The following is a 26,217-nucleotide window of genomic DNA, read 5'->3' as shown; positions in this document are numbered from 1 at the left end:
CCGCTGGCGGGGCTTCCCCTGCGCCGGGCGCCGGGCCTGGCGGGGCTTCCCCTGCGCCGGGCGCCGGGCCTGGCGGGGCTTCTCCGGTGCCGGGCGCCGGGCTCGCCGATGCGACCCGCTGGCGGGCGACCGGGGGAAGCGTCACCGCGACCGGCGCCGGGCTACGGTTCACCCTCTCACCCGACCTGGCCGGCGGCGGCTGGTTGCAGCCGGTCGACACGCCGTACCCGCTGCCGGTCGTCGGGACCGGCGGGCCGCCGGACGGTGGACGGCTCACCGGCCTGGACGAGCGGCAGGTGCAGGTGTTCACCGCCGGCCGGGCGGCCGCGCTGCCCCGCCTCGGCACCGCCGGCACGCTCGTCGACCTCGAATACGCCGACCGGGCCGCCACCGACGGCGGCACCGCGCTGCGCCCCGAGGTGTGGCTGGGCGCCGACGCTCCCGACGACGTGCTCGCCCGCCTCGCCCGCACGGGTCTCGTCGTGACCGGCGACGTGTCCATCGCGACCGCCCGCGACCGGCTCGACGCCCAGGGCCCCGCCATCGGCCTGTGGTTCCATCTCCTGGCGGGGGCCCTCGCGCTGCTGCTCGGCGCCGTCGGGCTGAGCATGATCGTCGCCGTCGACCGTCCCGCCCGGGCCGCCGACCGGGCCGCACTCCGCGCCCAGGGCGTCGACGGCCCCGCGGTGCGCCTCGCCAACCGTTGGACCTATCCGGCGCTGGTCCTGACAGCCGCAACGCTCGGCCTGGTCACGGCCCTCGCCGCGTGGCGACTGACCGGCTGGGCGCTGCCGATGTTCGGCGAGGACCTGCCGCCCTTGCCACTGCCGCGCTGGCCCGGCCCGGTGGCGGTGCCGGCCACCTGGCTCGCCGGGGTCACCCTGCTCCTGGCCGTCGCGGTGCGGGTCGGCGGCACCGCCCCCGCACCTCGGCCCGCCCCGCGCTGACCGTCTTGCCGCTCCTCAGCGGCGGGCGGGCACCGGGCGGAAAAGGTCTTCGAGCAGCGCGAGGACGTCGAGCGCGTCATCGTCGTGGCGCACCGCGAGCCCGCGCTGCCCGTCCGGGCCGCCGTCGGTCCCGGCGGGGGCGAGCAGGACGTCGACGCCGACCGGGTTGGCGACGAACGTCAGCCGCAGCGGGCCGCCCGCGTCCGGGCCCTCGCACTCGAACCACTGCAGGAACGGGTCGGTCTGCCGCACCCCGGGCACCGTCCCCTGCCGCACCTCGCAGCGCGGAAACGTCCATCCCTGCCGCCGCAGCGTGTCGAGCACCAGCCACTGCCCGCCCGTCGGGTGCACCGTCACGGGCGTCACGCCGACGTCGACGGGCTTCCCCGCGACGGTGACCGTGGTCCGCAGCCGCACCGACACGGCCGGCAGGTGCTCGCCCGCGAAGTGCGTGAACGGCGTCTCCCACGGCAGCGGCTGCTCGAACGGGATCGCCCGGCTCCGGCCGGCGGCCAGGGTGAACCCAGCCGACACGTCGCACCGCAGGACGTCGACCTCGACCCCGCTGACCACCGTCATCAGCGTCACGGTCACCCCGTCGACGGCGAGGTCCTCCCGGGCGCCGCCGAGATGCACCTGCCCGGCGGCCATCGTCCCCGGCCGCACCCCGCGCTCGTCGAGCGTCGCCGATCCGAACAATTCCGACGCTCCTCGCCGTCACAGCAGGAGTCGACACTAACACGTGCCGCTGTACGGTTTCCCGTTTTCGCAGCACACGCGACATGGCCGCCGCCCCGTGGTCCGGGACGACGGCCATGCGTCACGCTGTCGCGGCGCGGATCAGGCGCAGCGGTCGAACGAGTAGTCGTAGCCGGAGTCGAAGTCGCCGAAGTAGGCCAGGAGCCTGATCTTCTCGCCGTCGTTGGCGACCCGGAGCCGCTCGACCCAGGAGCTCGTCGCCGGGGGCACCGGCGCGAACGTCAGGGTCACGTAGGACTTGTCGTCGGTCTTCCAGCCTCAGCTGCCGTCGAGCGCCGGGGTGACCGGCTGATCGTACTGGCCGATCAGCCGCTGCCCGAGCTTCTGCGACATCCCGGTGATGGCCGCCTTGCCGTCGTCGCCGAGCTGGAGACGGTCGCCGTCGGCGCCGCACCACTCCCCCAGCACCTGCGACCGCTCGGCGGGCTGGAAGCCCGCCTGACCCGTGCCGCACGCGGCCAGCGCCACGAGCACCCACGGTGCCACCCATCGCCGGATGTTCATCGATTCCCTCTCACGATCGGACTACTTCTCGGTCTTCGGCGCCACCGGGAAGGTGATCACCTCGGTCCAGTAGAAGTCCTGGGTCGTCGCCGACCACGGCCCGGACGCCGGGCCGGTGCCGCCGCCCTCCTGCTTCGGCACGAGCGGGTTGCGCGACATCGACTTCACATTGGTCTGGTTGGACGCATGGAAGGTGACCACCGCCTTGCCGGAGTCAGGATCGACGGCCATGACCTCATGTCAAGATCGAACGAGCCCACGTAGGCCTCGGCCATCTCCTCGATGTTGCCGTCGCGGAGGTCCCGCAGCCACGAGGTCATGTCCTTGAGGATCCTGCCCTTGGCCCCGTCGCCGTCCGGGAGGTCGAAGTCGGCCCGGCCGGTGCCGAACCGGTCGTTGCCCTCCTCGTCCTTGCCCATGTACGCACCGGACGCGATCTCGCCGGCGATCTTCTCCCGGACCCCGACCATGTGCTGCGAGGCGCGGGGAGCGAGCTCCGCTCGCGCGGGGAATGCGGAGACCGCCAAAGGCTGGCAGATCCGTCGCTCACGCGCCGGTTTTGAGGGGGCGAGGGTGGAGCGAAGCTCCCCCTGTGGGGAGCGAGCTCCGCTCGCGCGGGGATGCGGAGACCGCCAATGCGAAACGCCCCCGGCGTGAGCAGGGGGCGTCGCGGTTGTAGCGGGGACAGGATTTGAACCTGCGACCTCTGGGTTATGAGCCCAGCGAGCTACCGAGCTGCTCCACCCCGCGTCGGCTTGTCCAGATTAGCGCACGGCTGTCGCGTCTTCCAAATCGCTTACGGGTGACCGTGTCCGGCGTCACGAGGGGCCGCCGCACCGGAATGCGACGGCCCCTCGATGCTCGACGTCGCTCAGCCTGACGGCGCCGGCGAGACCGAACCCGACGGGCTCGCGCCGGCCGAGACGCTCGGTGACGCCCCCACCGACGGGCTCGCCGACGGGGTCGCCGCCTTCACCGCGGCCTCGTAGCGGCCGATCGCGTCCTGCAGCGCCTTGAGCGCCCGGCCGTACCCCTCGAAGTCGCCGGCGACCTGGGCCGCCTTGAGATCGGCGATCGCCTTGTTCATGTCGTTGATCGCCGTCTGTACCTGCGGAGACCCGCTCTGGTTGCCCGTCGTCGGCACGGTCGGCTCGCCGTTCTCGCCGCTGCCGGGGACGGGCGCCTGACCGGTCGCCTGTTTCACCAGCTCGGCGAGGCCGTCGGCCAGGTTGTTGGCGTAGGCCTTGTAGTTCGGGCCGTACGCGACCAGGACCCGCTGGAGCGTCGGGTACGTCTTGTCGCTCTTCGTCCGCGTGTAGATCGGCTCGACGTACAGCATGCCCTCGGCGACCGGCAGGGTGAGCAGGTTGCCGTACATGACCTCGGAGTTCTGGGAGCTGAACTGGGTCAGCTCCCGTCTGGCGTCACCGATACCGGTCATCGTGCTGTGCATCTGCGCCGGACCCTGGATGTTCGTGTCCGGCGGCAGCTCCAGGATCTCGAACACCGGCTTGCCGTCCACGTAGGACGCCGACATCAGCGCGGCCAGGTTGCCCCGGCTGCGCGGGGCGAGCGCCGTCGTGAGCTGGAACCGGGATTTGTCCTGGTTCGGCAGCTTGGCCACGATGTAGTACGGCGGCTGGTCCGCGGTCGGGTTCGCCGGGTTCTTCGGCACCTCCCAGAAGTCCTGGCCGGAGAAGAACCCGTTCGGCGTGGTGACGTGGAAGCGGCTGAGCAGGTCACGCTGGACCTTGAACTGGTCCTCCGGGTAGCGCAGGTGGTCCTGCAGCGACTGCGAGATCGCCGAACGCGGCTTGACCAGCTTGTTGCCGAAGGCCTTGTTCCACGCCTTCAGGATCGGGTCGCTCTCGTCGAACGCATACAGGGTGACCTCACCGCTGTACGCGTCGACGGTCGCCTTCACCGAGTTGCGCAGGTACGAGACGTCCTGCCGCGGCTCGGGGAACATCCGGCTGCCGGTCGACGAGTCCTGGATCGCGGTGTTCCAGTCGATACGCTGCGAGTACGGGTACGTCGCCGAGGTGGTGTACCCGTCGACGATCCACTGGATCCTGCCGTCGACGACCGCCGGGTACGGGTCGCTGTCCAGCGTCAGGAACGGCGCGATCTTGCGGACCCGGTCCTCCGGGTTACGCACGTAGAGCACCTTCGAGTTCGCGTTGAACACGCCCGAGAGCAGGAAGTTCGTCTCGCGGAACTCCGCCGCGTAGAGCAGCCGCCGCCAGTACGAGCCGACCGAGACGCCACCGGCGCCGTCGTAGGTGGAGTACTGGTCGCCGGCGTTGGCGGTCGGCCGGTCGAACTCGGCGCCGCTGGTGGTGCCGGGCGCCCGGCCGGTGATCGCGTAGACGTCACCCATCTGCTCGCCGTAGTAGATCCGCGGCTCCTTCACCGGGATCAGGTCCTGCTGCGACGCGCACTGCTGGCCCTGGTCGCCGACCGGCTTGGTCTGCTCGCCGAGGAAGCCCGACACGTAGAACGGCAGACCGTTGCAGACGACCTGGTTGGCCGGCGCGGCGACGAACCCGTAGCCGTGCGTGTACACCGAGTGCCGGTTCTGCCAGTTGTTCTGCTGCAGCTGGTTGTAGTTGATCTCACGGACGCCGACCACGTAGTCCTGGGTCTTGCCGTTGATCGTGTACCGGTCGATGTCCAGCTTCGGGTTGAACTCGTAGAAGCCGCGGACCTGCTGCTGCTGCGTGTACGTCTCGCCGACGACGGTCGGGTCGAGCAGGCGGATGTTGGTGACCGTCTCGTCGTACGACGGCAGGTTCGTCGGCGGCTCCTGGTTCCGCGACGCGTACGGTTTGACGTCGACCGTGTTCAGCCCGTACGCCAGCCTCGTGGCGTCGATGCTGCGCTGGAAGTACTGCGCCTCCTTCTGCAGCTGGCTCGGCTTCACCGTGAACGACTGCACCGCGGCCGGGTAGATCCCGCCGACCGCGACCGCCGACAGCGCCAGCAGACCCAGCGCCAGGCCGGGCCACACGAGGTTGCGCATGAACGCGTTGGAGAACACCAGGATCGCGATCGCCACGACGATCGAGATCCAGGCGAGGATCTCCTTCGCCGGCAGCAGCGCGTTGATGTTGGTGTAGCCGGCGCCGTACAGGTCCTGGGTCGGGAACTTGTCCAGCAGCAGGCCGCGCCGGTCCAGGTAGTACGCGGCGGCCTTGAGCAGCACGAACGCGGCGACCAGCGCGGTCAGGTGGGCGCGTGCCGCGGTCGTCATGCGCTCGCCGGCGCCCTGCAGCCGCACCCCGCCGAACAGGTAGTGCAGCGCGAGCGCGCCCAGCAGCGAGAAGACCACCGCGGTGAAGGCGACGCCCAGCACGTACCGCCAGAACGGGTATTCGAAGACGTAGAAGCTCAGGTCCACGCCGAACTGCTTGTCGGTCTGCCCGAACGGCGTGCTGTTGCTGAACAGCAGCCAGTCCTGCCAGTGCCCCTGCGCCGACAGGCCCGAGAACAGGCCGATCAGCCCGGCGACCGCGACGACCCAGATCGTCATGTGCGGCAGCAGGAAGAGGCGGTAGCGGTCCAGCGCGTGCTGCTCGGCGGAGTGCGGCCGCAGCAGCGGGCGGGTCCGGTACGCCAGGTAGAGGTTGCCGGCGATGACCAGCCCGACCGACACGCCGAAGATCAGGAACATCCACAGGCGGGTCGTCAGTACGGTCGAGAAGACGCCCGTGTATTTGACCTCGGAGAACCACAGATAGTCGGTCCAGGCACCGACGATCCGGTCGAAGAGGGTGAAGAGCAGGAAGACGATCGCCAGCACGACGATCGTGACCCGACCACGTCGGCTCACCCTGGTCATCGGATTACGCATTACCACGGTCGGCTCCGCCCGTTCGCGTATGGAAACTCGTTCAGCGTAGTCATGGACCACACAACGCTGGTGTACGACCGGCCCGCAACTGCTCGAGCGCGGCGAGCGCCTCGTCGGCGGTGCTGACCTTGATCAATGGCAGGCCCGGCTGGGCATTGGCGACGGCCTCCTCGCAGTTGGCCGCCGGGGTGAGGAAGACCTTGGCCTTCGCCGCCTTCGCCGCGACCAGCTTCTGCGGGATGCCGCCGATCGGCCCGACGTTGCCCTCGTCGTCGATGGTGCCCGTGCCGGCGATGATGATCCCGCCGGTCAGGTCCTCTTCCTTGATCGTGTCGATGATGCCGAGCGTGAACATCAGCCCGGCCGACGGCCCGCCGATGCGGTCCAGCTGGATCGACAGCTCGAACGGGTGCGGCTGGGACGTCTTGGCCACGACCCCGAGTCGCGGGTTGCCGTCGTCGCCGGCTTTCGTCGCGATGCTCGCCGTCGCCTTGCTGCCGCCGCGGGTGTACTCCACCTGCCGCGTCGTGCCGGCCGGCTTCGCCCGGATGAGCTCCGTGAGCTTCGCCAGGGACGTCACCGGGGTGCCGTCGATGGCGGTGATCACGTCGCCCTTCTGCAGCTGGCCCACCGCCGGATAGCCCTCCGACACCTCGTCGACGGCGACCAGGACCGGATAGCCGAGCTCGCGCAGCGCGACCGTCTCCGCCGAGGACTGCGACGCCTGGAAGTCCTTCTTGTTGTCCTCGTTGACCTGCTGCTCCGTGCGGTTCGGCGGGTAGATCAGCTCACGCGGCACGACCGCGCGGTCCTTCTGCCACCAGCCGATCATGGCCTCGAGCAACGTCATCTGCGGCTGCACCGACACCGTCGTCATCCGCAGCTGCCCGGCCGACTTCGTGACCGCCGCCCCACTGACATTGATGATCGGCTTGCCGTCGTCGCCGGCGCCGAGCGTGTTGTACGTCGGTCCGGGGCCCATCTCGACGTAAGGCACCTTCAACACGGTCGTCTGCCAGGACAGCAACAGCAGCAGCAACGCGCCGACCAACACGGTCACGCCACGACGTCTCATGGCGGCGAGCCTAGCGCTCTCCGATTTCTGACATCGGAAGCGAGTACCTTTGGAACATGCCCGCAGACATCCCGTTCGGCTTCGGTCCGCCCGGCGGCGAGGTGCCGGATCCCAACGATCCGCGCCAGATGCAGCAATTCCTCAGCCAGCTGCAGCAACTGTTCGCCACGCCCGGCGGCGGCCCGGTCAACTGGGATCTGGCACGCCAGCTGGCGCAGGCCCACCTCACCGGCGGCGGACCCGCCGGCGGCCTCGCCCAGTTCCCCGTCGGCTTCGCCATGCCCGGCACCGCGGTTACGCCACCAGCGAACACGGCCGATCCTGACGCCGCGAAGCCGGTCGGTGACCCTTCCGTGACGCCGGCGGAGCGCGCCGCGGTCATCGAGGCGCTGCGCCTGGCCGACCTGTGGATCGACCCCGAGTCCGCCCTGCCGTCCGGCGTGCGCGCCACCGCCGCGTGGAGCCGGGGCGAGTGGCTCAACACGACCCTGCCCGTCTGGCGCAAGCTCTGCGACCCCGTCGCCGCCAGGATGGTGTCGGCGATGACGGAGCTGGTCCCCGAGGAGATGCGCGCCCAGATGGGCCCCATGACCTCGATGGTCGCGTCGCTCGGCAGCGCCCTGCTGGGCGGCCAGCTGGGCACCGCCCTGGGCTCCCTCGCCGCCGAGGTCCTCTCCGCCGGCGACATCGGCCTGCCCCTCGGACCCGCCGGCTCGGCCGCGCTCATCCCGGCCAACATCGCCGAATACGGGCGTGGCCTGGAGATCCCCGACGACCAGGTGCGCCTGTACGTCGCCCTCCGCGAGGCCGCCCACCAGCGACTCTTCGGCCACGTCCCGTGGCTGCGCGGCCACGTGTTCGCCGCCGTCGAGGCGTACGCGGCAGGCATCCACGTCGACCGCGAGGCGATCGAGGAGGCGATGAGCCGCATCGACCCCTCCACCCTCGGCAGCGACCCGCAGGAGCTCGTCCTGGAGGGCATCTTCACCCCCGAGGACACGCCGCAGCAGCGCGCCGCGCTCGCCCGGCTGGAGACCGCGCTCGCCCTCATCGAAGGCTGGGTCTGCCACGTCGTGGACCGCGCCGCCGGCGACCGCCTCCCTGACGTGGTCCGCCTCTCCGAGGCCTTCCGCCGCCGCCGCGCCGCCGGCGGCCCGGCCGAGCAGACGTTCGCCGCCCTGGTCGGCCTGGAGCTGCGCCCCCGCCGCCTCCGCGAGGCCACGGCCCTGTGGGCAGCCCTGGCCGAGCACCGCGGCGTCGCGGGCCGCGACGCGCTCTGGGACCACCCCGACCTGCTGCCCGACGAGGAGGCGTTCGCGGACCCGGACCTGTTCGCCCGGACCCAGCTGGACCTGAGCGACCTCGGCTTCGCCGACGACCTCAGCAGCCTCGGCCTCACCGACGAGAAGCCGTCGAAGGACACCTCGGACCCCGCGGCCGGCAACACCCCACCGGACAACGACCCCGGCCCCAGCGAGCCGGGCGACGAGCCCAAGCCCTGATCACAGGCGAGGCGACCGCGGGAGATCCACCAAGACGGGCAACAGCCCTTGGATCTCCCGCTCCCGACCCCGCCCACGGCTCGAACACTCCCAGACCCGCGCGACTACCGGCCCCTCGCAACCCGGCGGCTCCCTCACAGCCGGGCGAGCCTTCATGACTGGCGGCCTCTCGCGGCAGCGGGCCTTCCTGACTGGCGACCCCTCGCAGCCAGCGGACATCCGCAGGTCGGCGGCCCTTCCCAGGTCAGCAGGCTTTCATGGCTGGCGGCCCTTCGCGGCCCGGGCGCGGCCTGGGTGGCCAGGGCGGGCCTGGGTGGCCAGGGCGGGCCTGGGTGGCCAGGGCGGGCCTGGGTGGGCAGGGCGTGCCTTCGTGGCGTGGCCTGCGGCCCGTGTGCCGATCCACGCCTCGCGCCATTACCCGAGCGCCCCTTCTAGCCACCGATCCTTCGCCGCCGCCAGGACCGCGTGCCGATCTTCCACCCTCCGGCACGACCCGAGCGTCCTTCACGGCCCCTCACCGCCGGCCCAACCCTCACGCCCGACGGGCCCCGCGCCGCTCCACGCGACCCCACGGTCCCTCGCCACCGTCGGCCGGCCCTCGCCGCCCGACGGGTAGTGCGCTGCTCCACACGCGACCTGCAGCCCGGCTCGAACGCTCTCTCGCGACCGGCGCCCCCTCGCAGCCGCCGCCGGGGCCGCAGCGCAGTTCCCCGACCCTCGCAGCCGTCGGGGGACGCAGCCACCCGACCCTCGCAGCCGCACCCGACCCTGGCAGCCGTCGGGGGACGCCGCGCGGTCAGTCTGAGCGGGGCCGCTGCATTGTAGCCACCGGGCACCCGCCAGGCCGGTGTCGTGACCGCGATGCCACCGCGGCGGCCCCGACGACCAGCAGATCCCCTGTTGCCGGCAGCGCGGCGAGAGCGGCAAGCACGGCCAGCTGACCTCGTGTTGCCAGCTACTGCCGGCCGGAGCTGCAAGGGCGTTGAGGTGACCTCTTGCTGCCGGCGGGCGGGGCGCCGAGGCGACCACCCCTTGCTGCTGCCGGCGGGCGGAGCGCCGAGGGGACCACCTCTTGCCGCCGGCCGGCGGCGAGGGCGACGAGCTGGCAGAGAGGGGCGACGAGTTGGCCAAGCAGCGGTCCTCGCTACCGCCGATCCGGCGCGCGGCCGCGGATCATCGCCGCCGACGATCCTCGCTGCGCCGAACAGCTTCCGCACCAAGCCGCCCGGTCCCTCGCGGCGGGCAGACCCGCAACCGACATCGGACCCTGCGGCCGGCCGGCGGGAAGGGGCGACCAGCACGACCCGAGCAACCGGAGCACAACTCGAACGGTGGCGACCGCAGCGACGCGACCGCAGCGACGGGCGGCCCAACGCGGGCGGGCGAACCCAACGCGCGGACGGGCGAACCCAACGCGCCCGACGCGGGAGGGCGAGCCCAACGCGCGGACGGGCGAACCCAACGCGCCCAACGCGGGAGGGCGAACCCAACGCGCAGGCGACCCTTCGGGCGGGCGACCGCAGTGACGGGCCGGAGGACAGCGACGTCCCCCAGGGAGCGGCCAAGCGTTGAGTGCGGCCCGCGGCGCTCGTCGAAGAGAGTTACGCGACCAGGTTCGAACGGCGCTGACCGGTCAATCACACCGTACCTCAGGTCACCTAATTGATCTGGGCGGTCTCACTCTCCGCAGTCCGAACCTCACGCACCTGCCGCCAAGGGCTGGCGTGGGGGGTCAGGAGAGCAGGGAACGGGTGGCGTCCCAGCCGTCCAGGCCCAGGTCGAGGTGGCGGAGGTCGTCGGGGGTGCGGAGGCGGTGCCAGCCGGGGGCGGCGGCCACCATCGTCGGCTCGGGGGCGGGGCGGCGGGCGGTCGCCACGTCCGCGGTCTCGGGGTCCAGGTCAGGCAGCCAGGAGGGGACCGGCAGGCGGCACGCCAGGCCGAGCAGGCCGCCGCCCGCGGCGGGGGCGACCGCGACCGTCCGGGTCGACAGGGGGCGGATCATCTTGCCGATCAGCATGGCCGGCAGGTCGGGGGCGTCGGCCATGAGCACGACGGCGCGTTCGTGGCCGTCGGCTTCGGCGGCGGAGAGGGCGGCGCGGATCGACAGGGTCGGCAGCTCGTACTGCGGCATGCTCGGCCACGCGATCTTCGAGGCCAGAGACAGGTCGGCGGGCAGCGCGGCGATCGCCGGCTGGACGAGTGGCAGCGGGGCGATCAGGTCGACGACGTCCTCGGCCAGGGCGGCGCGCCACGAGGACGGGTCCACGCCCGGTGGCGACCACGGGGTGGGCACGAGGAGGACGATGACGGCGGCCGAGACGCCCGGGACCGCCGGAGAGGAGAGCGGGCCGGTCATTCAGTGATCCCGAGACCCGCTGCCGCCGACACCCCCTCAAGATACCCCCGTGCCCGTTCGGACTTCGGGTAGCGGCCGACCAGCGCCCAGAAGGCGGCGCTGTGGTTGGCGATGACCAGGTGTGACAGCTCGTGCAGCAGCACGTAGTCGATCACCCAGTCGGGCATCTCCTGAACTCGGTGCGAGATCCGGATGGTACCGTCTGCCGGCGTGCACGAGCCCCAGCGCCCGTTCTGGTTCTGCACCCAGCGCACGCTGGTCGGGCGGGCGGCGTTGGGGTGGTCGGGCAGGTAGCGGGTGGCGAGTCGCTGCGCGCGCGCCGTCAGCTCAGTGTCGGTGCGCCTGGCCCGCTGCTCGCGGACGGCCAGTCGCTCCAGCATTCGATCGACCCACTCGCGCTCCTCCGCCCGGGAGAACTGCGCGGGGATCAGCACGACGACCCGCTCACCATCACGGTAGGCAGACACCGTACGTCGGCGGCGCTTGCTGCGCCGCACCTCGATGACCGGCTTACGTGTCATGCCGGCCCCCTCAGGGTACCGCTCACGGAGGAACGCTAGCCGGAAACGGCCATCCCTCCGCAAGGGCCAATCTTGTGGAGGGCGCCCGTATGTCACCCATTCGTGGCGGCTCGCCGGAAAGATTCCACCGGTCGTCGGCCTGGTGAGGCCGCTCGGCGGCAATTCATCCACAGCAACCCACACCGTTGCCCACACAGTTATCCCCAGCCTGTGCATAGTGTGTAGCGTGCGGTTAGAGGAAGATCTTCCGATTACGCTCGGCGTGTCCCGTCTTACCGCACTTTCCCCGAGTGTCCGACAAGGCACACTCACCACGTCGACCTAGCTGGTCAACACCGGTGCGTGCACCGGACCGAGATGAGGAGGGCATCGTGGCCGAGACGTACAACGGCTACTGCGTCAAGTGCAAGGAGAAGCGGGACTTCGAGGGCGAGATCGCGATCTCGAAGACGGGCATGAAGATGGCCAAGGGTGCCTGCCCGGTCTGCGGCACCACGGTCAACCGGATCCTCGGTAAGGCCTGAGACGCAAACACACACGGCCGCCGTCGGCGGGCCGTACACATCGGCTCCTCGCCGCCCCCGCCCGGCGCGTGAGCCCCGAGATCGTCGCGCTAGAGCAGCAAGGTTGGCCCGCGCGCTTTACAGCGTTTGCGCCTTTCCCTGTGGACAACTCGGCGGCTGGCTGTGGACAAGTCCGGCCGGCGGTGGATATCCCTGTGGACAACCACCCCGGCCGGAGCCTGCGCCGGTGGCAGTCTCCCGGTCATGCGACCGACACTCCTGCCGAACCTCCGCCGCCTGTGGCGTGACAGGCAGACCGTCCAACTCGGCACCGACCCCGCCGGCGCCGTCGTGCTGCGCCTGTGCCGGCCGGAGCTGGCCCGGGTGCTGGACCTGCTCGACGGCGCGCACACCGAGGCCGCGGTCGTCGCGGCCGGGGAGGCGCTCGGCCTGACCTCGGCGGAGGTGCTCAGCCTGGTACAGACGCTGCGCGACGAGGGGCTGGTCGTCGCCGCGCACGCACTCGTCCCGGCCGGCCTGCCCGCGCCGGTGCACCGCCGGCTGAGCGTCGAGGCCGCCGCGATCGCCCTCCGTCTGCGCCAGCAGGCCCCGCCACCCCACGCGACACCCAGCGCCGCGACCGGGACACCGGGGCACAAAGATGGCACGCGACGGAAACCCGAACGGACCGCGCCCGCCGAGGTGCTTCGCCGCCGGTACGCCTCCCGCGTCGTCATCGCAGGTGACGGCCCGCTGCTGGCACCGCTCGCGGCGCTGCTCGCGGCCAGCGGGGTCGGGCACGTCGACCCGGTCGTCGACGGCGTCACCGGGATCGGCGACGTCCTGGTCGGCGGCCTGCTCGCCGACGAGGTGGGAGTTTCACGGGCGGTCGCGACCGGCGGCGCCGTCGCCAGGTACGCGCCAGGGGTGGACCTGTCCGCGGCCCGGACGGACCACGTCGACCTCGTGGTGCGGGTCGGTGACCGCCATCCTCCCGCGCTCGCCGGCCGGGGGCTACGGCTGGCGAGCCTCGCGCGGCTGGAGCTGACCGTCCGGCTCGGCACCGTGCTCGTCGGTCCGCTGGTACGACCTGCCGCCTCCCCCTGCCGTGCCTGCCTGGACCTGCACCGGCGGGATCGCGACCCGATCTGGCCGGTCCTCGCCGCACAGCTCGCCACGGCGCCGCCCGGCGACGGGGAGCCGTGCACGTCGGCGACGGCGCTCGCGGGGGTGGCGTTCGCCGCCGACGAGGTGCTCGCGTTCCTCGACGGGGAGGCGTCGCGGACCGAGGCGGCGATCGTCGAGATCCCCCGCGCCGGCGAGCTGAGACGCCGGGAATGGGTGGCCCATCCGCGCTGTGACTGCCGTCGCCGTCGTCGTGCAGCGCAGAACGGGTAAGAATGACGTGTGACCGAGATCCCTAGGGGCGCAGTCGCCCGCACCGCACGACTGGCGTCGCTTCCTCTCGGGCTGGCCGGGCGGGCCGCGCTCGGCCTGGGCAAGCGAGTGACCGGTATGGCCGCCGACGTGGTGTCCGCCGACGTCCAGCGACGCACCGCCGAGCACCTGTTCAGCGTCCTCGGGCAGCTCAAGGGCGGTGCGATGAAGATGGGGCAGGCGCTGTCCGTGTTCGAGGCGGCGCTGCCGGAGGACCTCGCCGGGCCGTACCGGGCGGCGCTGACGAAGCTGCAGGAGGCCGCTCCGCCGCTGCCGGCCGCCAGCGTCCACGCCGTGCTGCGCGAGTCGCTGGGCGAGGACTGGCGGGAGCTGTTCAAGGACTTCGACGACAAGCCGGCCGCCGCGGCCAGCATCGGGCAGGTCCACAAGGCCGTGTGGGCCGACGGGCGCGACGTGGCCGTGAAGGTGCAGTACCCGGGCGCCGGCGAGGCGCTGCGGGCGGACCTGAACCAGTTGGCCAGGTTCGCCGGGCTGTTCAAGGCGATCCAGCCGGGGCTCGACGTGAAGCCGCTCGTGCAGGAGATCCGCGACCGGGTCACCGAGGAGCTGGACTACGAGCTGGAGGCGGCGTCACAGCGAGCGTTCGCGGCGGCGTTCGACGGCGACCCCGACATCTGCGTGCCGCAGGTCCTCGCGTCGTCCCCCCGGGTCCTCGTCACCGAGTGGATCGAGGGCGTGCCGCTGTCGACGATCATCGCGTCCGGCACCGTCGAGGAGCGCGACGCGGCGGGCACCCGGATGGCGCTGCTGCACTTCTCCGCCCCCGCCAGGGCTGAGCTGCTGCACGCCGACCCGCACCCCGGCAACTTCCGCATGCTGCCCGACGGCCGCCTCGGGGTCCTCGACTTCGGCGCGGTGGCCCGCCTGCCCGGCGGCCACCCCGAGGTGATCGGCCGCCTGACCCGCCTCGCCCTCGCCGGCGACGCCGAGGCGGTCCTGTCCGGCCTGCAGGACGAGGGCTTCGTGAAGCGCGACGCGAAGATCGACGCGGCGGCGGTGCTGAGCTACATCAGGCCGATGCTGGACCCGGTCGCGGAGCCGAGGTTCCGCTTCAGCCGCGCGTGGCTGCGCGCCGAGGCGGGCCGGCTCGCCAACCCGAAGAGCCCCGCGTACGCGATGAGCCGCCAGCTCAACCTCCCACCCTCGTACATGCTCACGCACCGGGTGACGCTCGGCTCGATCGGCGTGCTGTGCCAGCTGGAGGCCGAGGCCCCGTACCGCGAGATCATCGAACGCTGGCTGCCCGGCTTCGCCGAACCGAAGAAGACCACCCGCCGCCGCAAGTCGGAGTAGCCCCGGGGCGGTTGATCCACAGACAGAAGTGGCCGAGCTGATCGCGCATCAGCGGCCGCGGATGTACGGGGTCCGCCGCGTTGCGCTGATTGCGAAGCCGGCGTCGACGCGGGCTGGGTCGAAGGTCGATGTGACGTGCACTGGGTCGCGAAACCAACGACGGCACGCGGACAGCAACGCGACGTCAGCCGACCCGCAGGCGGATCCTCAACCGAAACCCAACCACCACCATGATCGAAGGACGACCCTGGCCGCCCGGACAGCCACCAGACGACATCAATCACGACGCCCACGACCACGATCGCCCCGCGGGTGACCAAGACCGCCCGCGCGAGTTCGGCGATCGCAGCGCAGGTTGTGAGCCACGGCGGCGAGCGCGGCGCCGGCGGTCGGTGGGATGTGGATGGGTTGTGAACGCCGACGACGGCGTGGAAGCACCGAGTGACGCCCTCGACGGCGCTGGACCACATGAGGACGGCGGCCGGGACAGCCAACCCGCATTGCCCGAACCCCTCGGCAAAGCGCCCAGCCACCATGATCGAAGGACACCCTTGGCCGCCCGGGCAGCCACCAGACGACATCGATCACGACGCCCGCCACCACGACGGTGAGTGGCGGCGCCGGCGGTCGGTCGAAGCAAGGCAGAGCGGGCCCCACGGTGGCACCGGGAGGCCCGCTCTGTGTGTTGCGGTCGGATCAGTGTCGGCTCAGCTGACGCTCCTGCTCACGGCGGGCGCGCATCGCGATCTGACGGGCGGACGAAGAAGCCTCAGAGTGACGGACAGCCTGAGGCTGACGCATTCGAGCTCGGGAGAGCGCTTCGTGGAGTAGTTGCAAAGACACGGTCAAGCTCCTCAGGGAGATGGTGCGGATGTCGGTGGTTTGAAGCCGGGTCGGCTGCGCGGCGCGCAGGCCTCGGCTGGCTGGCAACGGATGTGCACTCATGTCAGGCCGCCACGCTCGCGGCCACGGCCGCGGTGCGAGCTGCGACCTCGACCCGCAGGACGGCGTCGCGAGCGACGTCCTCCTTGCGCGGACGGCCACGCGGACGCTTCCGCGGGACGACCGCACCGCGCTCGAAGATCTCGCCACCCCAGACACCCCAGGGCTCGGCGCGCTCGATGGCACCGGCCAGGCACTCGACGCGCAGAGGGCACTCCACGCAGAGCGACTTGGCCAGCTCGAGCTCCGCCGGCGAGTCGGCGAACCACAGGTCCGGGTCGAAGGTGCGGCACGGCAGGTCGGACTTCACGCCCCGAGCAGCGACAAGGAGACGCTCGTCGGCGCTCTCGACGCGCACATCGCGCGATGCCAAGGCCAGGCTCATCCCGGTCACCCCTTTCTGTTTCTCGATCGTTTGGTGGTGATCGTCGGTGCAAAAGACTGAGGCCGCGGATCCCGGTGTCGGGTTCCGCGGCCTCGAGGTGAGCCGGTAAGTCGGTCTGTTAGACCGGCCTGCCTCGAGGTGGTGTGCCGCGGACTCCGCCGTTGGGCTTCGGAGCCGTCAGGTCGTGCTTGTCGTTCGCGGTGAGCCCACTGGTCCCCTGAACCTGGACTCCCCGCCGGTCGAGCAGCTGGACGCCAACGGCGGGCATCTGCTCAACGGTGCGGTCGCGCTCGATGGTGCTGGTGGTGCCGGTGGTGCCTCGGCCGGCCTCGCGGCCCAGAACCGAAACGCCCAGAACCGAAACGCCCTGGACCGAAACGCCGCCCAGATCGGTCGCGGAGACCCTGCTGCCCTGGACTTCGACGCCGCCCGGAACCGAGACGCCGCCCAGGGCCGCGGCGCCACCCGTGACCGCGAAGGACGCGATCGGGGCAGCGGCCGGAGCGGAGGCAACGGTCGGGGCCGGGAAGGCCGAAGCGGAGGAGCCTCTGACGGCAGACTCCTGCCACAGGGCGGAGGCCGACGCCAGGGACGGGGCGCAGAGGGCATGCAACACCGGCTGCAGCTCGGCTGAGATATAGAGCTTCACGGGTCGCACCTTCTCTCCACACTCGTCAGGGCTCGGCCGCCGGGGCTCCGGCGTTCGTGTTCGCAGGCTATGTCGCCTCTTCAGGGTAGGGCAATCGAATTTCCGGGAAAACTTCTTGTCAGTTTTCCGCCCATCGACATCAGTCGCTCCCCACGAGGTCCTCGACGGTGCGGCCGGACACCAGCGCGAGCACGTCGTCGCCGTACAGACCGAGCTTCCGGGGGCCGATGCCGGCGATGACGGCGAGCTCCTCGCGACGGCCCGGGCGGCGCTCAGCGATCGCGGCGAGAGTGACATCTGTGAATACAACGAAGGCCGGGACCTTCTGCACGGCGGCGAGCCGGGCCCGCCAGTCGAGCAGCCTGGCCAGCAGCTCCTCGTCGCGGTCGGACGGGCAGCCGGCGCAGCGGCCGAGCTTGCGCTCCGGCCCGCTGAGCAGCCCGGCGCCGCAGACCCGGCACGAGACGGCGACGGCGCGCTTCACCCGGGCGGCCACCTCGCTCTTGCCGATCCCCGGCGCGCTCCTCGCGAACGAACCGGAGCCGGAGCCGGCACCGGACGCGCGCCCCGGCTCCAGCGCCGGCAGGAAGCGGGTGGCACGCCGGGGACGGCCGCCGGGCGTGCGGGCGCCGGCGTAGGACAGCCAGAGGGTGTGGCGTGCGCGGGTGACGCCGACATAGAGCAGCCGGCGCTCCTCCTCGACCGCGTCGGGGGTGCGGGCGTGGATGACGGGCATCGTGCCCTCGGCGAGGCCGACGAGGAACACGGCATCCCACTCCAGGCCCTTCGCCGAGTGCAGCGACGACAGCGTGACCCCGGCGACCGTCGGCACGTGCTGCAGGGCGGCGCGGCGGGCGAGCTCCTCGTTGAACGCCTCGAGGCCGAGCGCCGGCATGCTCTCGGCGAGCGTGACAAGCGCCGACACCGCCTCCCACCGCTCGCGGGAGGCCCCGCCGGCGGGGATCTGGCCGGCGCGCCAGCCGACGCCCTCCAGAGCTTTGGTGACCGACTCGGTCAGGGGCGCGTCGGGGTCGAGCGACCGGGTCGCGGCGCGCAGCGCGATCATCGCCTGGCGGACCTCGGCACGCTCGAAGAACCGCTCGGCGCCGTGCACCACATAGGGCACCCCGGCCTCGGCGAGGGCCTCCTGGTAGACCTCGGACTGCGCGTTGACCCGGAACAGCACGGCGACCTCCTCGGCCGGCGTGCCGGAGGCGATGATCTCGCCGCAGCGGGCGGCGACGGCGGCGGCCTCCTGCGGCTCGTCGGTGAACGAGCGCAGGACCGGCTCGGCGCCCGGCGGGCGCTGCCCGATCAGCTCCAGGCGCAGCCGGGCGAGCTCGCCGCGGGCCTGGCCGATGACCGAGTTGGCCAGGGCGACGACCTGCGGGGTGGACCGGTAGTCACGGACGAGCCGGATGACGGTGGCGTCGGGGTGGCGGCGCTTGAAGTCGACGAGATAGGACGCGCTGGCGCCGGTGAACGAGTAGATCGTCTGGCTGGCGTCGCCGACGACGGTGAGGTCCTCACGGTCGCCGAGCCACGACTCCAGCAGCCGCTGCTGCATCGGGTTGACGTCCTGGTATTCGTCGACGACGAAGTGCCGGTATTGCGAGCGGATCTGCTCCGCGACGTCCTCGTGCTCCTCCATGGCCCAGATCGCGGCCCGGATCATGTCCTCGAAGTCGATCACGCCGTGGGCGCGCTTGACCCGCTCATAGGCGGCATAGACCTCGCCGACCTTGGCCGCGTCGAACGGCGGCTCGCGCAGCGCCTTGCCCGCGGCGACGGCATAGTCGGCGGGCTCAATCAGCGACGACTTGGCCCACTCGATCTCGCTGGCGAGGTCGCGGGCGCCGGTGCCGTCGATCTTGACGCCGGCGCGGGTGGCGGCGAGGCCGACCAGGCGGGCCTTGCTGTCCAGCAGCTCGGGCATCTCGCGGCCGGAGAAGAGCCGCGGGGCGAAATAGCGGACCTGGCGCAGCGCGGCGGCGTGAAACGTGCGGGCCTGGACGCCGCCGGCGCCGAGCTGGCCGAGGCGGGCGCGCATCTCGGCGGCGGCCCGGGCGGTGAACGTGACGGCGAGGACGTGCTGGGCACGGACGTGCCCGGAGCGGACCCGGTGGGCGATGCGGTGGGTGATCGCCCTGGTCTTGCCCGTGCCGGCGCCCGCGAGGACGCACAGCGGGCCGGCCGGGGCAGTGACCACGGCAGCCTGCTCCGGGTCAAGACCTGCGAGTGGGTTTGAGGAGTCCGCCACAGGTAGGCATCATTCCAGCCGGGTATGACGTTTCCGCCGAAGTACCTACCGAGACTCGACGGAGGAGACCACCGGATGCTGACCATGTACTCGACCACGTGGTGTGGCTACTGCCACCGCTTGAAGTCGCAGATGGATCGCGAGGGCATCCAGTACCAGGTCGTCGACATCGAGCGGGACCCGGCGGCGGCGAAGTTCGTCGAGAGCGTCAACGGCGGCAACCAGACCGTGCCGACGCTGAAGTTCGACGACGGCACGGCGTTGACCAACCCGACCATCGTCCAGGTGAAGGCACAGCTGGCCAACGCGATCAGCGGCTGACGGACAAACCGCACCAAGGCCTTCACGGCGCGCAGCCGGCTCACTACGGTGGCCGGCATGCGGGTTGCTCGCGACTACGCACTGGGTGCCGTCATGGCGCCCGAGCGGCCGAGGGTGGCCGACCCGGGGCTCCGGCGGCGCATCGCCGGTTACCTGTCCGGCGGCGCCACGATCGGCCGTGGGCAGGGTGTGCTGCACACCGACGGCGTGTGGGTCTGGCCGGAGCGGTTCGTCGCCGAGGTCCTCGACGACGGGCTCGCCCCCGAGCCGGACCTCCTGCGGCACATGGTGCGGCAGGACTACCGCGCGCCCGAGCCGGAGCCGGGCCCGCGGTTGACCGACGACGCGCTGCGGGCGTGGCGGGCCGGCCCGCCGGTGGCCCCGCGACCGCTGATCACGTACTTCGTCCGGCTCGACGGCGAGACGACGCCCGAGGCGCCGCTGTCGCTGCTGCGCCGGGTCGTCGACCCCGCCGGGCAGGTGGCGGAGGAGGCGCTGTGGCGCGACCTGGCCTGGCACCCGACGCAGGCGTTCGGCTCACACAAGATCGACTATGACATCCGCGAGGTGACCCCGGCGCACGCCGCCGGGGTCCTCGACCGCTGGTGCGCGCAGTGGCACCGCGACGCGCTCAGAAGAAGCCGAGCCACTCCGTGACCGCTCAGGAAAGGCCGAGCCACTCCGTGATCAGGTAGTGCGCGATCGACGCGGGGAACGGCAGGCCGAAGGCTCGCGAGCTGCCGTCCAGTACCGCGCCGATCTCGGAACGGGTGAACCATCGCCCCTCGAGGATCTCCTCCTCGTCGACGACGACGGGTGCCCCGACGGGCGCGGTGGCGTGGAAGCCCAGCATCAGCGACCCCGGGAACGGCCACGGCTGGCTCGCCACGTAGGTGACGCCGCCGACGACGACGCCGACCTCCTCGAGCACCTCGCGGGCGACCGCCATCTCGGCGGACTCCCCCGGCTCGACGAACCCGGCGAGCGTCGAGTAGCGCCGGACCCCGCCGGCCTGCGCCCACTGCGCGTTGCAGCCCAGCAGGCACCGCCCGTCAGGGCCGTCGACCCCGTCGTGGACCAGCATGATGACCGCGGGGTCGGTGCGCGGCCACAGCGTCTCCGCGCCGTCCTCGGTGGTGCGGACCCATCCACCCTGCGCCGGGACCGTCAGCTTGCCGCTGAGAGGGCTGTACGGGTGCCGTGAGTGCCAGTTGGCCAGCCCGACGGCGGTGATGAACAGCCCGGCCGGCAGGTCCGGCAGCGCGTGGCCCACCTGGCGCAGCGACACCCGCCGGGTGCCGGGAAGCGTCGTCACGTCGGCGGCGACCGCGAAGTACACGGTGCCGTCGGTGTCCTCGCCCAGGAAGAACCGCTCGCCCGGCGGCGCGTCGGCCGGATCCACGAACACGAGCTCGGGCGGGTCGTCGCCGCGGACCAGCATGTGCCCGTCGTCGACGACCACCACACGGGCCCGCGACCAGGCCTCTTTCAGCCATTCCGGGTCGGAACGGCGATGCGCCGCCCGGTCGAGCACGCCCCTCGCGAGCGGCGGCCCGGGCCGGGCGGCGACGGGCTCGGGCACGCCACCGCCGGCACCGAGCTCGGACGCCGGCGTCGCCAGCTCCGTCATGCCCCCGCCTCCGTCATGCCCGGGCCGGCGGCACGTGGCAGTGAGCTCATGATGCGGCTCGGGTGACCGCCGTCAGCGCGGCCAGGGGCTGCTCGATCTTCTCCGCGTCGCCGAGGACGACCGCCGCGATCCGCGACGGCGCCAGGTACTGCGCGGCCGCGGCCGCCACGTCCTCGCGGCTGACGCGGGCGAGCCGGGCGGCGTGCTCGGCCAGGTAGTCCAGCCGCAGCCCGAAGCCGGCATACGTGGAGACCAGTCCGGCCAGCCCCGCCTGCGTCGACATGCCCAGCTGGAGGGTGCCGAGCGCGTACTGGCGGGCCTGCTCCAGCTCGTCCTCCTTCGGCGGGATGCTGGCCAGCCGGCCCAGCTCGTACAGCGTCTCCAGCAGCGCAGGGCCGGTCACCTCGGTCGCGACCTCGGCGGCGACGACCAGCGCCGACCCGGCGACGGCGTGCTCGACGAGGGAGTGCGGGCCGTACGTGTACCCCTTGTCCTCGCGGATGTTCTCCACCCAGCGGGAGGAGAAGTAGCCGCCGAAGACGAGGTTCGCCAGCTGGAGCGCCGCGTGGTCGGGGTGCCGGCGGGACACCGCGGGCAGCGCCAGGCGCAGCGACGACTGCACGGACCCGGGCCGGTCGACGAGCGTCAGCGGCCCCGGCTTCAGCTCCGGGGTCGGCGGCAGCTCCACGGTCGCGCCCGCGCCGTCCCACTTCGCCAGCATCCGCTCGGCGGCGGCGATCGCCTTGTCGGGCGCGATGTCGCCGACGATGACGAGGGTCGCGCCGGCCGGGTGCAGCCGCTCGGCGTGCAGCGTGCGCAGCGTGCCAGGGGTGACCGCCTCGACGTGCTCCGGCGCCGGGGTCTGCACCGCATAGGGGTGCTTGCCATACATCCGCTTCAGCAGCGCGGCCCGCGCGAGGTGGCTCGGCTGGCTCTGCGCGACCCGAATCCGGTCGACCAGGCGGGCCCGCTCGGTGCTGACCTCCTCCGCCGGGTAGTTGGCGTCGGTGAGCACCTCGGCGAGCAGGTCGAGCAGCCGGTCCAGCCCGCTGACGAGGGCGTTGCCGGAGATCAGCAGCCGGTCGGGGTCGGCGCCGGCGGACAGCCCGCCGCCGACCTTCTGCAGCTCCGCGGCGATGTCGACGGTCGACATCGCGGTCGTGCCCGACAGCACCGTCTGCGTCAGCAGCGCGGCGCGGGCCAGGTGCGCCTTCGCGAACGGCACCCGCAGCCGCACCTCGACCAGCGGCACCGACGGGCGGCGCAGCGCGATCACGGTCAGTCCGTTGTCGAGGGTCCGCTCGACGGTCTTCGGCAGCTTCAGCGGGCGGTTGGGCCCGAGCACCGGCACGGTGCGGAGCAGGGTTTCGGCAGTCACTTGGCTCCTCCGGCAATGACCTCGACCGCGGCGCGGCGCGACGGGACCAGCTCGGCCGCCGCGGCGATGATCTGCTCCTCGGTGACGCCACCGATCAGCGTGTGGAGCTGGTTGAGCAGCTCGGGCTCGCCGCGCTGCTGCTCCAGCACCGCCATCTGCAGCGCCCGGCCGAGCACCGCGTCGGTGTCGCGCAACAGGTGCGTGGCCATGCGGGCCTGAGTGCGGCTGAGCTCGTCGGGCGCGAGGCCGTCGGTCGCGATGCGCTGGCACTCCTCCTCGACCGTGCGCAGCACCTTGTCGACGTCGCCGCCCGGGGGCAGGTGCGCCTGCAGGACGAGCGCGGTGGGGTCGCGCACCGCGAACGGCTCGCCCATGAAGCCGACATACCCGCCGACACTGGTCACCGTCCGGTCGCGCAGCACGAGGCGCTCCACCAGCCGGGACGCGTCACCGTCGGTGAGCACCTCGGCGAGGACCACGTACGGCAGGTACCCCTCGAGATCGTTGATCGGGTCCGGCACCCGCCACGCCGCGGCGACCGCCGGCAGCGGGGCCAGCCGGTCCTCGTACGAGTCGCGGCGCTCGCTCGTCAGGTCGGGCTCGGCGAAGTCGGGGCGGGCCGGGGCCGGGCGCGCCGGCACGTCACCGAAGTGCCGCTCGATCAGCGCGGTCGCGGTCGCCACGTCGAAGTCACCGGACACCGCGAGCACCGCATTGCCGCACGCGTAGTAGCGGTCGAAGAAGTCGGCGGCGTCCGCGACGGTCGCGGACTCCAGGTCGTCGAACGACCCGTAGCCGTCGTGCGCGTTGGCGAACGTGTCGAACATGACCGGGGGCAGCCGCAGCCACGGGAACCCGCCATACGGCCGGTTGAGCACGTTGACCCGGATCTCCTCCTTGACCACGTCGACCTGGTTGCGCAGGTTCTCCTCGGTCAGGCGGGGCGAGCGCATCCGGTCCGCCTCGAGGAACAGCGCCCGCTCCAACGCGTTGGACGGCAGCGTCTCGAAGTAGTCGGTGTAGTCGAAGTGGGTCGACCCGTTGAAGGTGCCGCCCGAGCCCTGCACGTAGCGGAAGTGGGCCAGCTTCTCCAGGCTCTCGGAGCCTTGGAACATCAGGTGCTCGAACAGGTGCGCGAAGCCGGTGCGGCCCTGCGGCTCCGACCGGATGCCGACGTCGTAGACGACCGCTACGCCGACGACGGGCGCGGCCCGGTCGGGCGTGAGCACCACCCGCAGGCCGTTGGGGAGGGTGAGGCGCTCGACCGGATACTTGGACGCGGGAATCCGCACAGCGGGACTACGACGAGGCACCCGTCGAATCTATCCCCTCCCGCGCGATCCGCCGTCGCCGACCGCCGACTCGTCCCGTTCCGTCGCGTTCACACCATCGCCTCGTCGTCGCGGGCGGGTGCCGGCTCACCCGTGGCGGCGGCGCGCCGGAGGCGGAGCTCGGCCCGCAGCGCGTACCAGAGCAGCACCCCGATGAAGGCGACCAGCGGCAGGCTGAGCAGCCACCCCAGCGGCCCCCGGGACCGGGCGGGGAGCGGCTCCGCGACCGGCTGCCCGGCGGCGGGCGCCGACGCGGTGGCCGACGGGGACGGCGCGACCGACGGCGCCGGCGGCTTCGCGAGCGGGATCGTCCTGGTCAGCGCGGGCACCAGGTCGACCCGGCCGACGCCGAACTGCGGGTCGACGCCCTTGTCGCCGGCGTCGACGGCGGTGACCGTCAGGCGGTGCACGATCTCGTCGGCGGGCAGCTTCGGGTACGCCGCCCGGACCAGCGCCACCACCGCGGCCAGCTCGCCGGCCGCCATGTTCCCGGCGTCGACGCGGTAGCCGCCGCCGGTGTTCGTGGTCATGATCTCCTCGCCGGGCACGCCGAACCCGAGCTTCCGGCCGCTGTCCGACGCGACGAGCACGTCGCCGGCGCGCGACAGCGGCACCGCGGCGAGGACCCCGTCGTACGCCGCCGGGTAGGGCTCGAACGCCTCGCCGGCCCGGTTGCCGTCGGCGGCGACGACGATCGCGTCGGCGGCCTGCGCCTCGCGGACCGCCTGCTGCAGGCGCTCGCTCCCACCGACGGAGTAGCCGACGACGATGACCTTCGCGCCGCGGACGGTGGCCAACTCGATCCCCTCGGCCAGCTGGTCCGGGGTGACGGTGCGGGCGCCGGTCGGGTCGGGGGTGGCCGGGCTGCCGAGGACCACCGGCAGGATGTCGGCGCCGGGCGCGATGCCGAGCACCCCGTTCTGCCGGTTGGCGCCGTGCCCCTGCCCCGCGATCAGCCCGGCGAGCGCCGTGCCGTGCCCGTCGGGGTCACCGGGCGGGGTGGGCGAGCCGTTGGTGTAGATCGCCGGCAGCACGCTGGCGGTCAGGTCGATGTGGTTGCGGTCGACGCCGTTGTCCACGATCGCGACCGTGACGCCCTCGCCGCGGGTCTTCTCGTTGGCTTCGCTCACCCGCAGCCATTGCAGGTGCCACTGATCGTCACGGATGCCGTCCGCGTGCGCCGGGCTCACCGGAACGAGCGCGAGCACGACCCCTGCAACCACTGCGGCCTTTTTCACCGCGCCAGCGTGACGGATCGACGCAACCCGCGCCAGTCGGCCGTCCGTCGCTATGTGGGGCGTACCGATTCGGGTGCTTCGTCGGCGATGTAGTCGAACTGGCGGTGGGTGTCGGGGATCGAGACATACAGGATGGCGGCCTCGGGTTTGCCCAGGTCGACGAGGGCGATCGAGACCAGCTCACTCTTCGCGCGCAGGCCCGGCTGGGAGAAGTGCAGGCGGAACTTGATCAGCCGGCCGGGCCGCCCGCCGAGGGTGAGGTCCTTCGCGGAGATCTGCTCCAGCTGGTTGCCCTTGGGGTAGAAGCTGATCCGCACGTCGGCGGCGATCTGGTCGCCCACGCACCTGAGGTCCAGGACCATGCCGTCGTTGACCGCGGCCGGGACGTGGCCGGAGAGGATCGTGGCGTGATAGTCGCTGCCGCCGTTGTAGTCGGGCTCGGTGACGAAGTGCTGGCCGGTCCGGTAGGTGACCTTCAGCTCGCCCTGGTCGGCCCAGACGTTGTCCCACGGCCCCCACGGGGCGCCGTACTCCTTGTAGGAGATCCCCGACTCCTCGTCGACGGTCCGCGGGCCGGCGGGCGCCGGGTCACCACCGGGTGGGAGCTCGGGTGGGATGGTCGGCGGCGGGCAGCGGCGGGCCAGCTCGGGGCGGGTGTCGCTGGGCCCCTCGGCGCGGCGGTCGAAGAGGCCGCCGGGGGTCGTCGCGTTGCCGGTCATCAGCGAGACCAGGACGACGACCAGGCCGATCGCGACGACCGCGACCGCGCCGCCGGTGAGCAGCTTCAGGATGCGCTTGTTGCGCTTGACCGGGTCGTCATCGTCGTCGCCACCGCCACCGCCGGTGCCCCACGACGGCGGTGGGACGATCGGCGGCACGCCGAGACCCGAGACCCGGCCGGACTGATAACCCGGCGCCGCGCGCGGCGGCTCGGCCGCGCGCTGAATCGTCGGCGCCGGCCCGACGGGCGCCAGCACGACCTGCGTGTCCGGCTGAGCCCACGGTGAATGCTGCTCGGTCATCTCACCAGCAAGTGTCGCAGCCCGGTGCCAGTCTGCCAAAAGCGGCTACGGCTGCGGCTGCACCGGCGTGCGCACATCGGTGACCTGCGGGTATCTGGGCGTGTCGGCGGCGGCGACCGGGCCGAGGACGATCAGGGCGGCGGTCAGCACCCCAGCGGTCGCCACCCCGACCACCAGTGCCACCTCGCGCGTGTGCGATGCCTGCATCGTGCGCACTTCCCCTCGCATGCCCGTCCGCATGCCCCTTGGACAGCTTCGAGGACGCCGAGGTTCCCTGGACAGCGAGGTGT

General features: G+C 72.2%; 24 protein-coding genes, 1 tRNA gene and 1 pseudogene. 7 read left to right on the top strand and 19 right to left on the bottom strand.

The window, feature by feature from the left end; translation table 11 throughout:
* Positions 1 to 947, top strand: a pseudogene (locus tag AB0I21_RS25375) (ABC transporter permease); the annotation flags it as partial.
* A gap of 15 nt (positions 948 to 962) precedes the next feature.
* Here AB0I21_RS25375 and AB0I21_RS25370 read toward each other — a convergent pair.
* The 8 genes from AB0I21_RS25370 to AB0I21_RS25335 all read right to left on the bottom strand — a co-directional run bounded on the left by AB0I21_RS25370 (position 963) and on the right by AB0I21_RS25335 (position 7,138).
* Positions 963 to 1,646, bottom strand: coding sequence for a sporulation protein (locus AB0I21_RS25370; RefSeq protein ID WP_360564694.1), 684 nt, complete (start codon positions 1,644 to 1,646; stop codon positions 963 to 965).
* A 141-nt stretch (positions 1,647 to 1,787) separates the two neighbouring features.
* Positions 1,788 to 1,937: a hypothetical protein gene (locus tag AB0I21_RS25365; protein ID WP_360564692.1), complete on the bottom strand. Its 150-nt coding sequence runs from the start codon at positions 1,935 to 1,937 to the stop codon at positions 1,788 to 1,790.
* 27 nt (positions 1,938 to 1,964) lie between these two features.
* On the bottom strand, positions 1,965 to 2,210 hold the full coding sequence (locus AB0I21_RS25360; protein ID WP_360564691.1) for a hypothetical protein: 246 nt from the start codon (positions 2,208 to 2,210) through the stop codon (positions 1,965 to 1,967).
* A gap of 21 nt (positions 2,211 to 2,231) precedes the next feature.
* Complete coding sequence (locus AB0I21_RS25355) at positions 2,232 to 2,369, bottom strand: hypothetical protein (RefSeq protein WP_360564689.1); 138 nt, start codon at positions 2,367 to 2,369, stop codon at positions 2,232 to 2,234.
* Positions 2,370 to 2,374: 5 nt separating this feature from the next.
* The gene (locus tag AB0I21_RS25350) at positions 2,375 to 2,737 is read right to left on the bottom strand and encodes a hypothetical protein (RefSeq protein ID WP_360564687.1); all 363 of its coding nucleotides are present in this window, start codon (positions 2,735 to 2,737) and stop codon (positions 2,375 to 2,377) included.
* Between the two features lie 149 nt (positions 2,738 to 2,886).
* Positions 2,887 to 2,960, bottom strand: a tRNA-Met gene (locus AB0I21_RS25345).
* Between the two features lie 121 nt (positions 2,961 to 3,081).
* A complete protein-coding gene (locus AB0I21_RS25340; RefSeq protein ID WP_360564685.1) occupies positions 3,082 to 6,051 on the bottom strand; it encodes a UPF0182 family protein in 2,970 nt (989 codons plus the stop codon).
* A gap of 61 nt (positions 6,052 to 6,112) precedes the next feature.
* Positions 6,113 to 7,138 carry a PDZ domain-containing protein gene (locus tag AB0I21_RS25335; protein ID WP_360564683.1) on the bottom strand — a complete coding sequence of 342 codons (1,026 nt, stop codon included), beginning with the start codon at positions 7,136 to 7,138 and terminating at the stop codon, positions 6,113 to 6,115.
* A gap of 56 nt (positions 7,139 to 7,194) precedes the next feature.
* Between AB0I21_RS25335 and AB0I21_RS25330 the strand changes: the two genes are divergently transcribed.
* A complete protein-coding gene (locus tag AB0I21_RS25330; protein ID WP_360564682.1) occupies positions 7,195 to 8,640 on the top strand; it encodes a zinc-dependent metalloprotease in 1,446 nt (481 codons plus the stop codon).
* Positions 8,641 to 10,372: 1,732 nt separating this feature from the next.
* Here the strand turns inward: AB0I21_RS25330 and AB0I21_RS25325 are convergent.
* Positions 10,373 to 10,996 (bottom strand): hypothetical protein, encoded by a 624-nt coding sequence (locus AB0I21_RS25325; RefSeq protein ID WP_360564681.1) that lies wholly within the window; start codon positions 10,994 to 10,996, stop codon positions 10,373 to 10,375.
* Positions 10,993 to 11,517, bottom strand: a complete 525-nt coding sequence (locus tag AB0I21_RS25320) for a M48 family metallopeptidase (protein WP_344503721.1) — start codon at positions 11,515 to 11,517, stop codon at positions 10,993 to 10,995. The genes AB0I21_RS25325 and AB0I21_RS25320 overlap by 4 nt, the downstream gene beginning before the upstream one ends.
* A 371-nt stretch (positions 11,518 to 11,888) precedes the next feature.
* Here AB0I21_RS25320 and AB0I21_RS25315 point away from each other — a divergent pair, with 371 nt between their 5' ends.
* The 3 genes from AB0I21_RS25315 to AB0I21_RS25305 all read left to right on the top strand — a co-directional run bounded on the left by AB0I21_RS25315 (position 11,889) and on the right by AB0I21_RS25305 (position 14,771).
* The gene (locus AB0I21_RS25315; protein WP_190251171.1) at positions 11,889 to 12,041 is read left to right on the top strand and encodes a DUF5679 domain-containing protein; all 153 of its coding nucleotides are present in this window, start codon (positions 11,889 to 11,891) and stop codon (positions 12,039 to 12,041) included.
* 243 nt (positions 12,042 to 12,284) lie between these two features.
* Entirely contained in the window at positions 12,285 to 13,418 is a 1,134-nt protein-coding gene (locus AB0I21_RS25310; protein ID WP_360564679.1) for a TOMM precursor leader peptide-binding protein, read from the top strand.
* A gap of 9 nt (positions 13,419 to 13,427) precedes the next feature.
* On the top strand, positions 13,428 to 14,771 hold the full coding sequence (locus AB0I21_RS25305; RefSeq protein ID WP_360564677.1) for an AarF/ABC1/UbiB kinase family protein: 1,344 nt from the start codon (positions 13,428 to 13,430) through the stop codon (positions 14,769 to 14,771).
* Positions 14,772 to 15,717: 946 nt separating this feature from the next.
* On the opposite strand, the gene AB0I21_RS25300 is transcribed toward AB0I21_RS25305, so the two are convergent.
* From AB0I21_RS25300 to AB0I21_RS25290, 3 genes are all read right to left on the bottom strand, one after another.
* Positions 15,718 to 16,098, bottom strand: a complete 381-nt coding sequence (locus AB0I21_RS25300) for a WhiB family transcriptional regulator (protein ID WP_344504016.1) — start codon at positions 16,096 to 16,098, stop codon at positions 15,718 to 15,720.
* A 118-nt stretch (positions 16,099 to 16,216) separates the two neighbouring features.
* Positions 16,217 to 16,747 carry a hypothetical protein gene (locus tag AB0I21_RS25295; RefSeq protein ID WP_360564675.1) on the bottom strand — a complete coding sequence of 177 codons (531 nt, stop codon included), beginning with the start codon at positions 16,745 to 16,747 and terminating at the stop codon, positions 16,217 to 16,219.
* Positions 16,748 to 16,886: 139 nt separating this feature from the next.
* Positions 16,887 to 19,007, bottom strand: coding sequence for an ATP-dependent DNA helicase UvrD2 (locus tag AB0I21_RS25290; RefSeq protein WP_360564674.1), 2,121 nt, complete (start codon positions 19,005 to 19,007; stop codon positions 16,887 to 16,889).
* Positions 19,008 to 19,082: 75 nt separating this feature from the next.
* Between AB0I21_RS25290 and AB0I21_RS25285 the strand changes: the two genes are divergently transcribed.
* Entirely contained in the window at positions 19,083 to 19,328 is a 246-nt protein-coding gene (locus tag AB0I21_RS25285; RefSeq protein WP_344503726.1) for a mycoredoxin, read from the top strand.
* Between the two features lie 57 nt (positions 19,329 to 19,385).
* A complete protein-coding gene (locus AB0I21_RS25280) occupies positions 19,386 to 19,985 on the top strand; it encodes a hypothetical protein (protein ID WP_344503727.1) in 600 nt (199 codons plus the stop codon).
* Between the two features lie 4 nt (positions 19,986 to 19,989).
* On the opposite strand, the gene nudC is transcribed toward AB0I21_RS25280, so the two are convergent.
* The 6 genes from nudC to AB0I21_RS25250 form a co-directional block, all read right to left on the bottom strand.
* Positions 19,990 to 20,958 carry an NAD(+) diphosphatase gene (nudC, locus tag AB0I21_RS25275; RefSeq protein WP_360564673.1) on the bottom strand — a complete coding sequence of 323 codons (969 nt, stop codon included), beginning with the start codon at positions 20,956 to 20,958 and terminating at the stop codon, positions 19,990 to 19,992.
* A gap of 46 nt (positions 20,959 to 21,004) precedes the next feature.
* On the bottom strand, positions 21,005 to 22,336 hold the full coding sequence (locus AB0I21_RS25270; RefSeq protein WP_360564672.1) for a pitrilysin family protein: 1,332 nt from the start codon (positions 22,334 to 22,336) through the stop codon (positions 21,005 to 21,007).
* On the bottom strand, positions 22,333 to 23,628 hold the full coding sequence (locus AB0I21_RS25265) for a pitrilysin family protein (protein ID WP_344504017.1): 1,296 nt from the start codon (positions 23,626 to 23,628) through the stop codon (positions 22,333 to 22,335). Before AB0I21_RS25265 ends, AB0I21_RS25270 begins: the two co-directional genes overlap by 4 nt.
* 89 nt (positions 23,629 to 23,717) lie before the next feature.
* Positions 23,718 to 24,905: a S8 family serine peptidase gene (locus tag AB0I21_RS25260; protein ID WP_360564671.1), complete on the bottom strand. Its 1,188-nt coding sequence runs from the start codon at positions 24,903 to 24,905 to the stop codon at positions 23,718 to 23,720.
* Between the two features lie 50 nt (positions 24,906 to 24,955).
* Positions 24,956 to 25,927, bottom strand: coding sequence for a hypothetical protein (locus AB0I21_RS25255; protein ID WP_360564669.1), 972 nt, complete (start codon positions 25,925 to 25,927; stop codon positions 24,956 to 24,958).
* Positions 25,928 to 25,972: 45 nt separating this feature from the next.
* On the bottom strand, positions 25,973 to 26,134 hold the full coding sequence (locus AB0I21_RS25250) for a hypothetical protein (RefSeq protein WP_360564668.1): 162 nt from the start codon (positions 26,132 to 26,134) through the stop codon (positions 25,973 to 25,975).
* Positions 26,135 to 26,217 lie beyond the last annotated feature (83 nt).

Source organism: Dactylosporangium sp. NPDC050588 (genome assembly GCF_040654975.1).
Lineage (GTDB): Bacteria > Actinomycetota > Actinomycetes > Mycobacteriales > Micromonosporaceae > Dactylosporangium > Dactylosporangium maewongense.
This window is presented reverse-complemented; position numbering and strand designations above follow the sequence as displayed.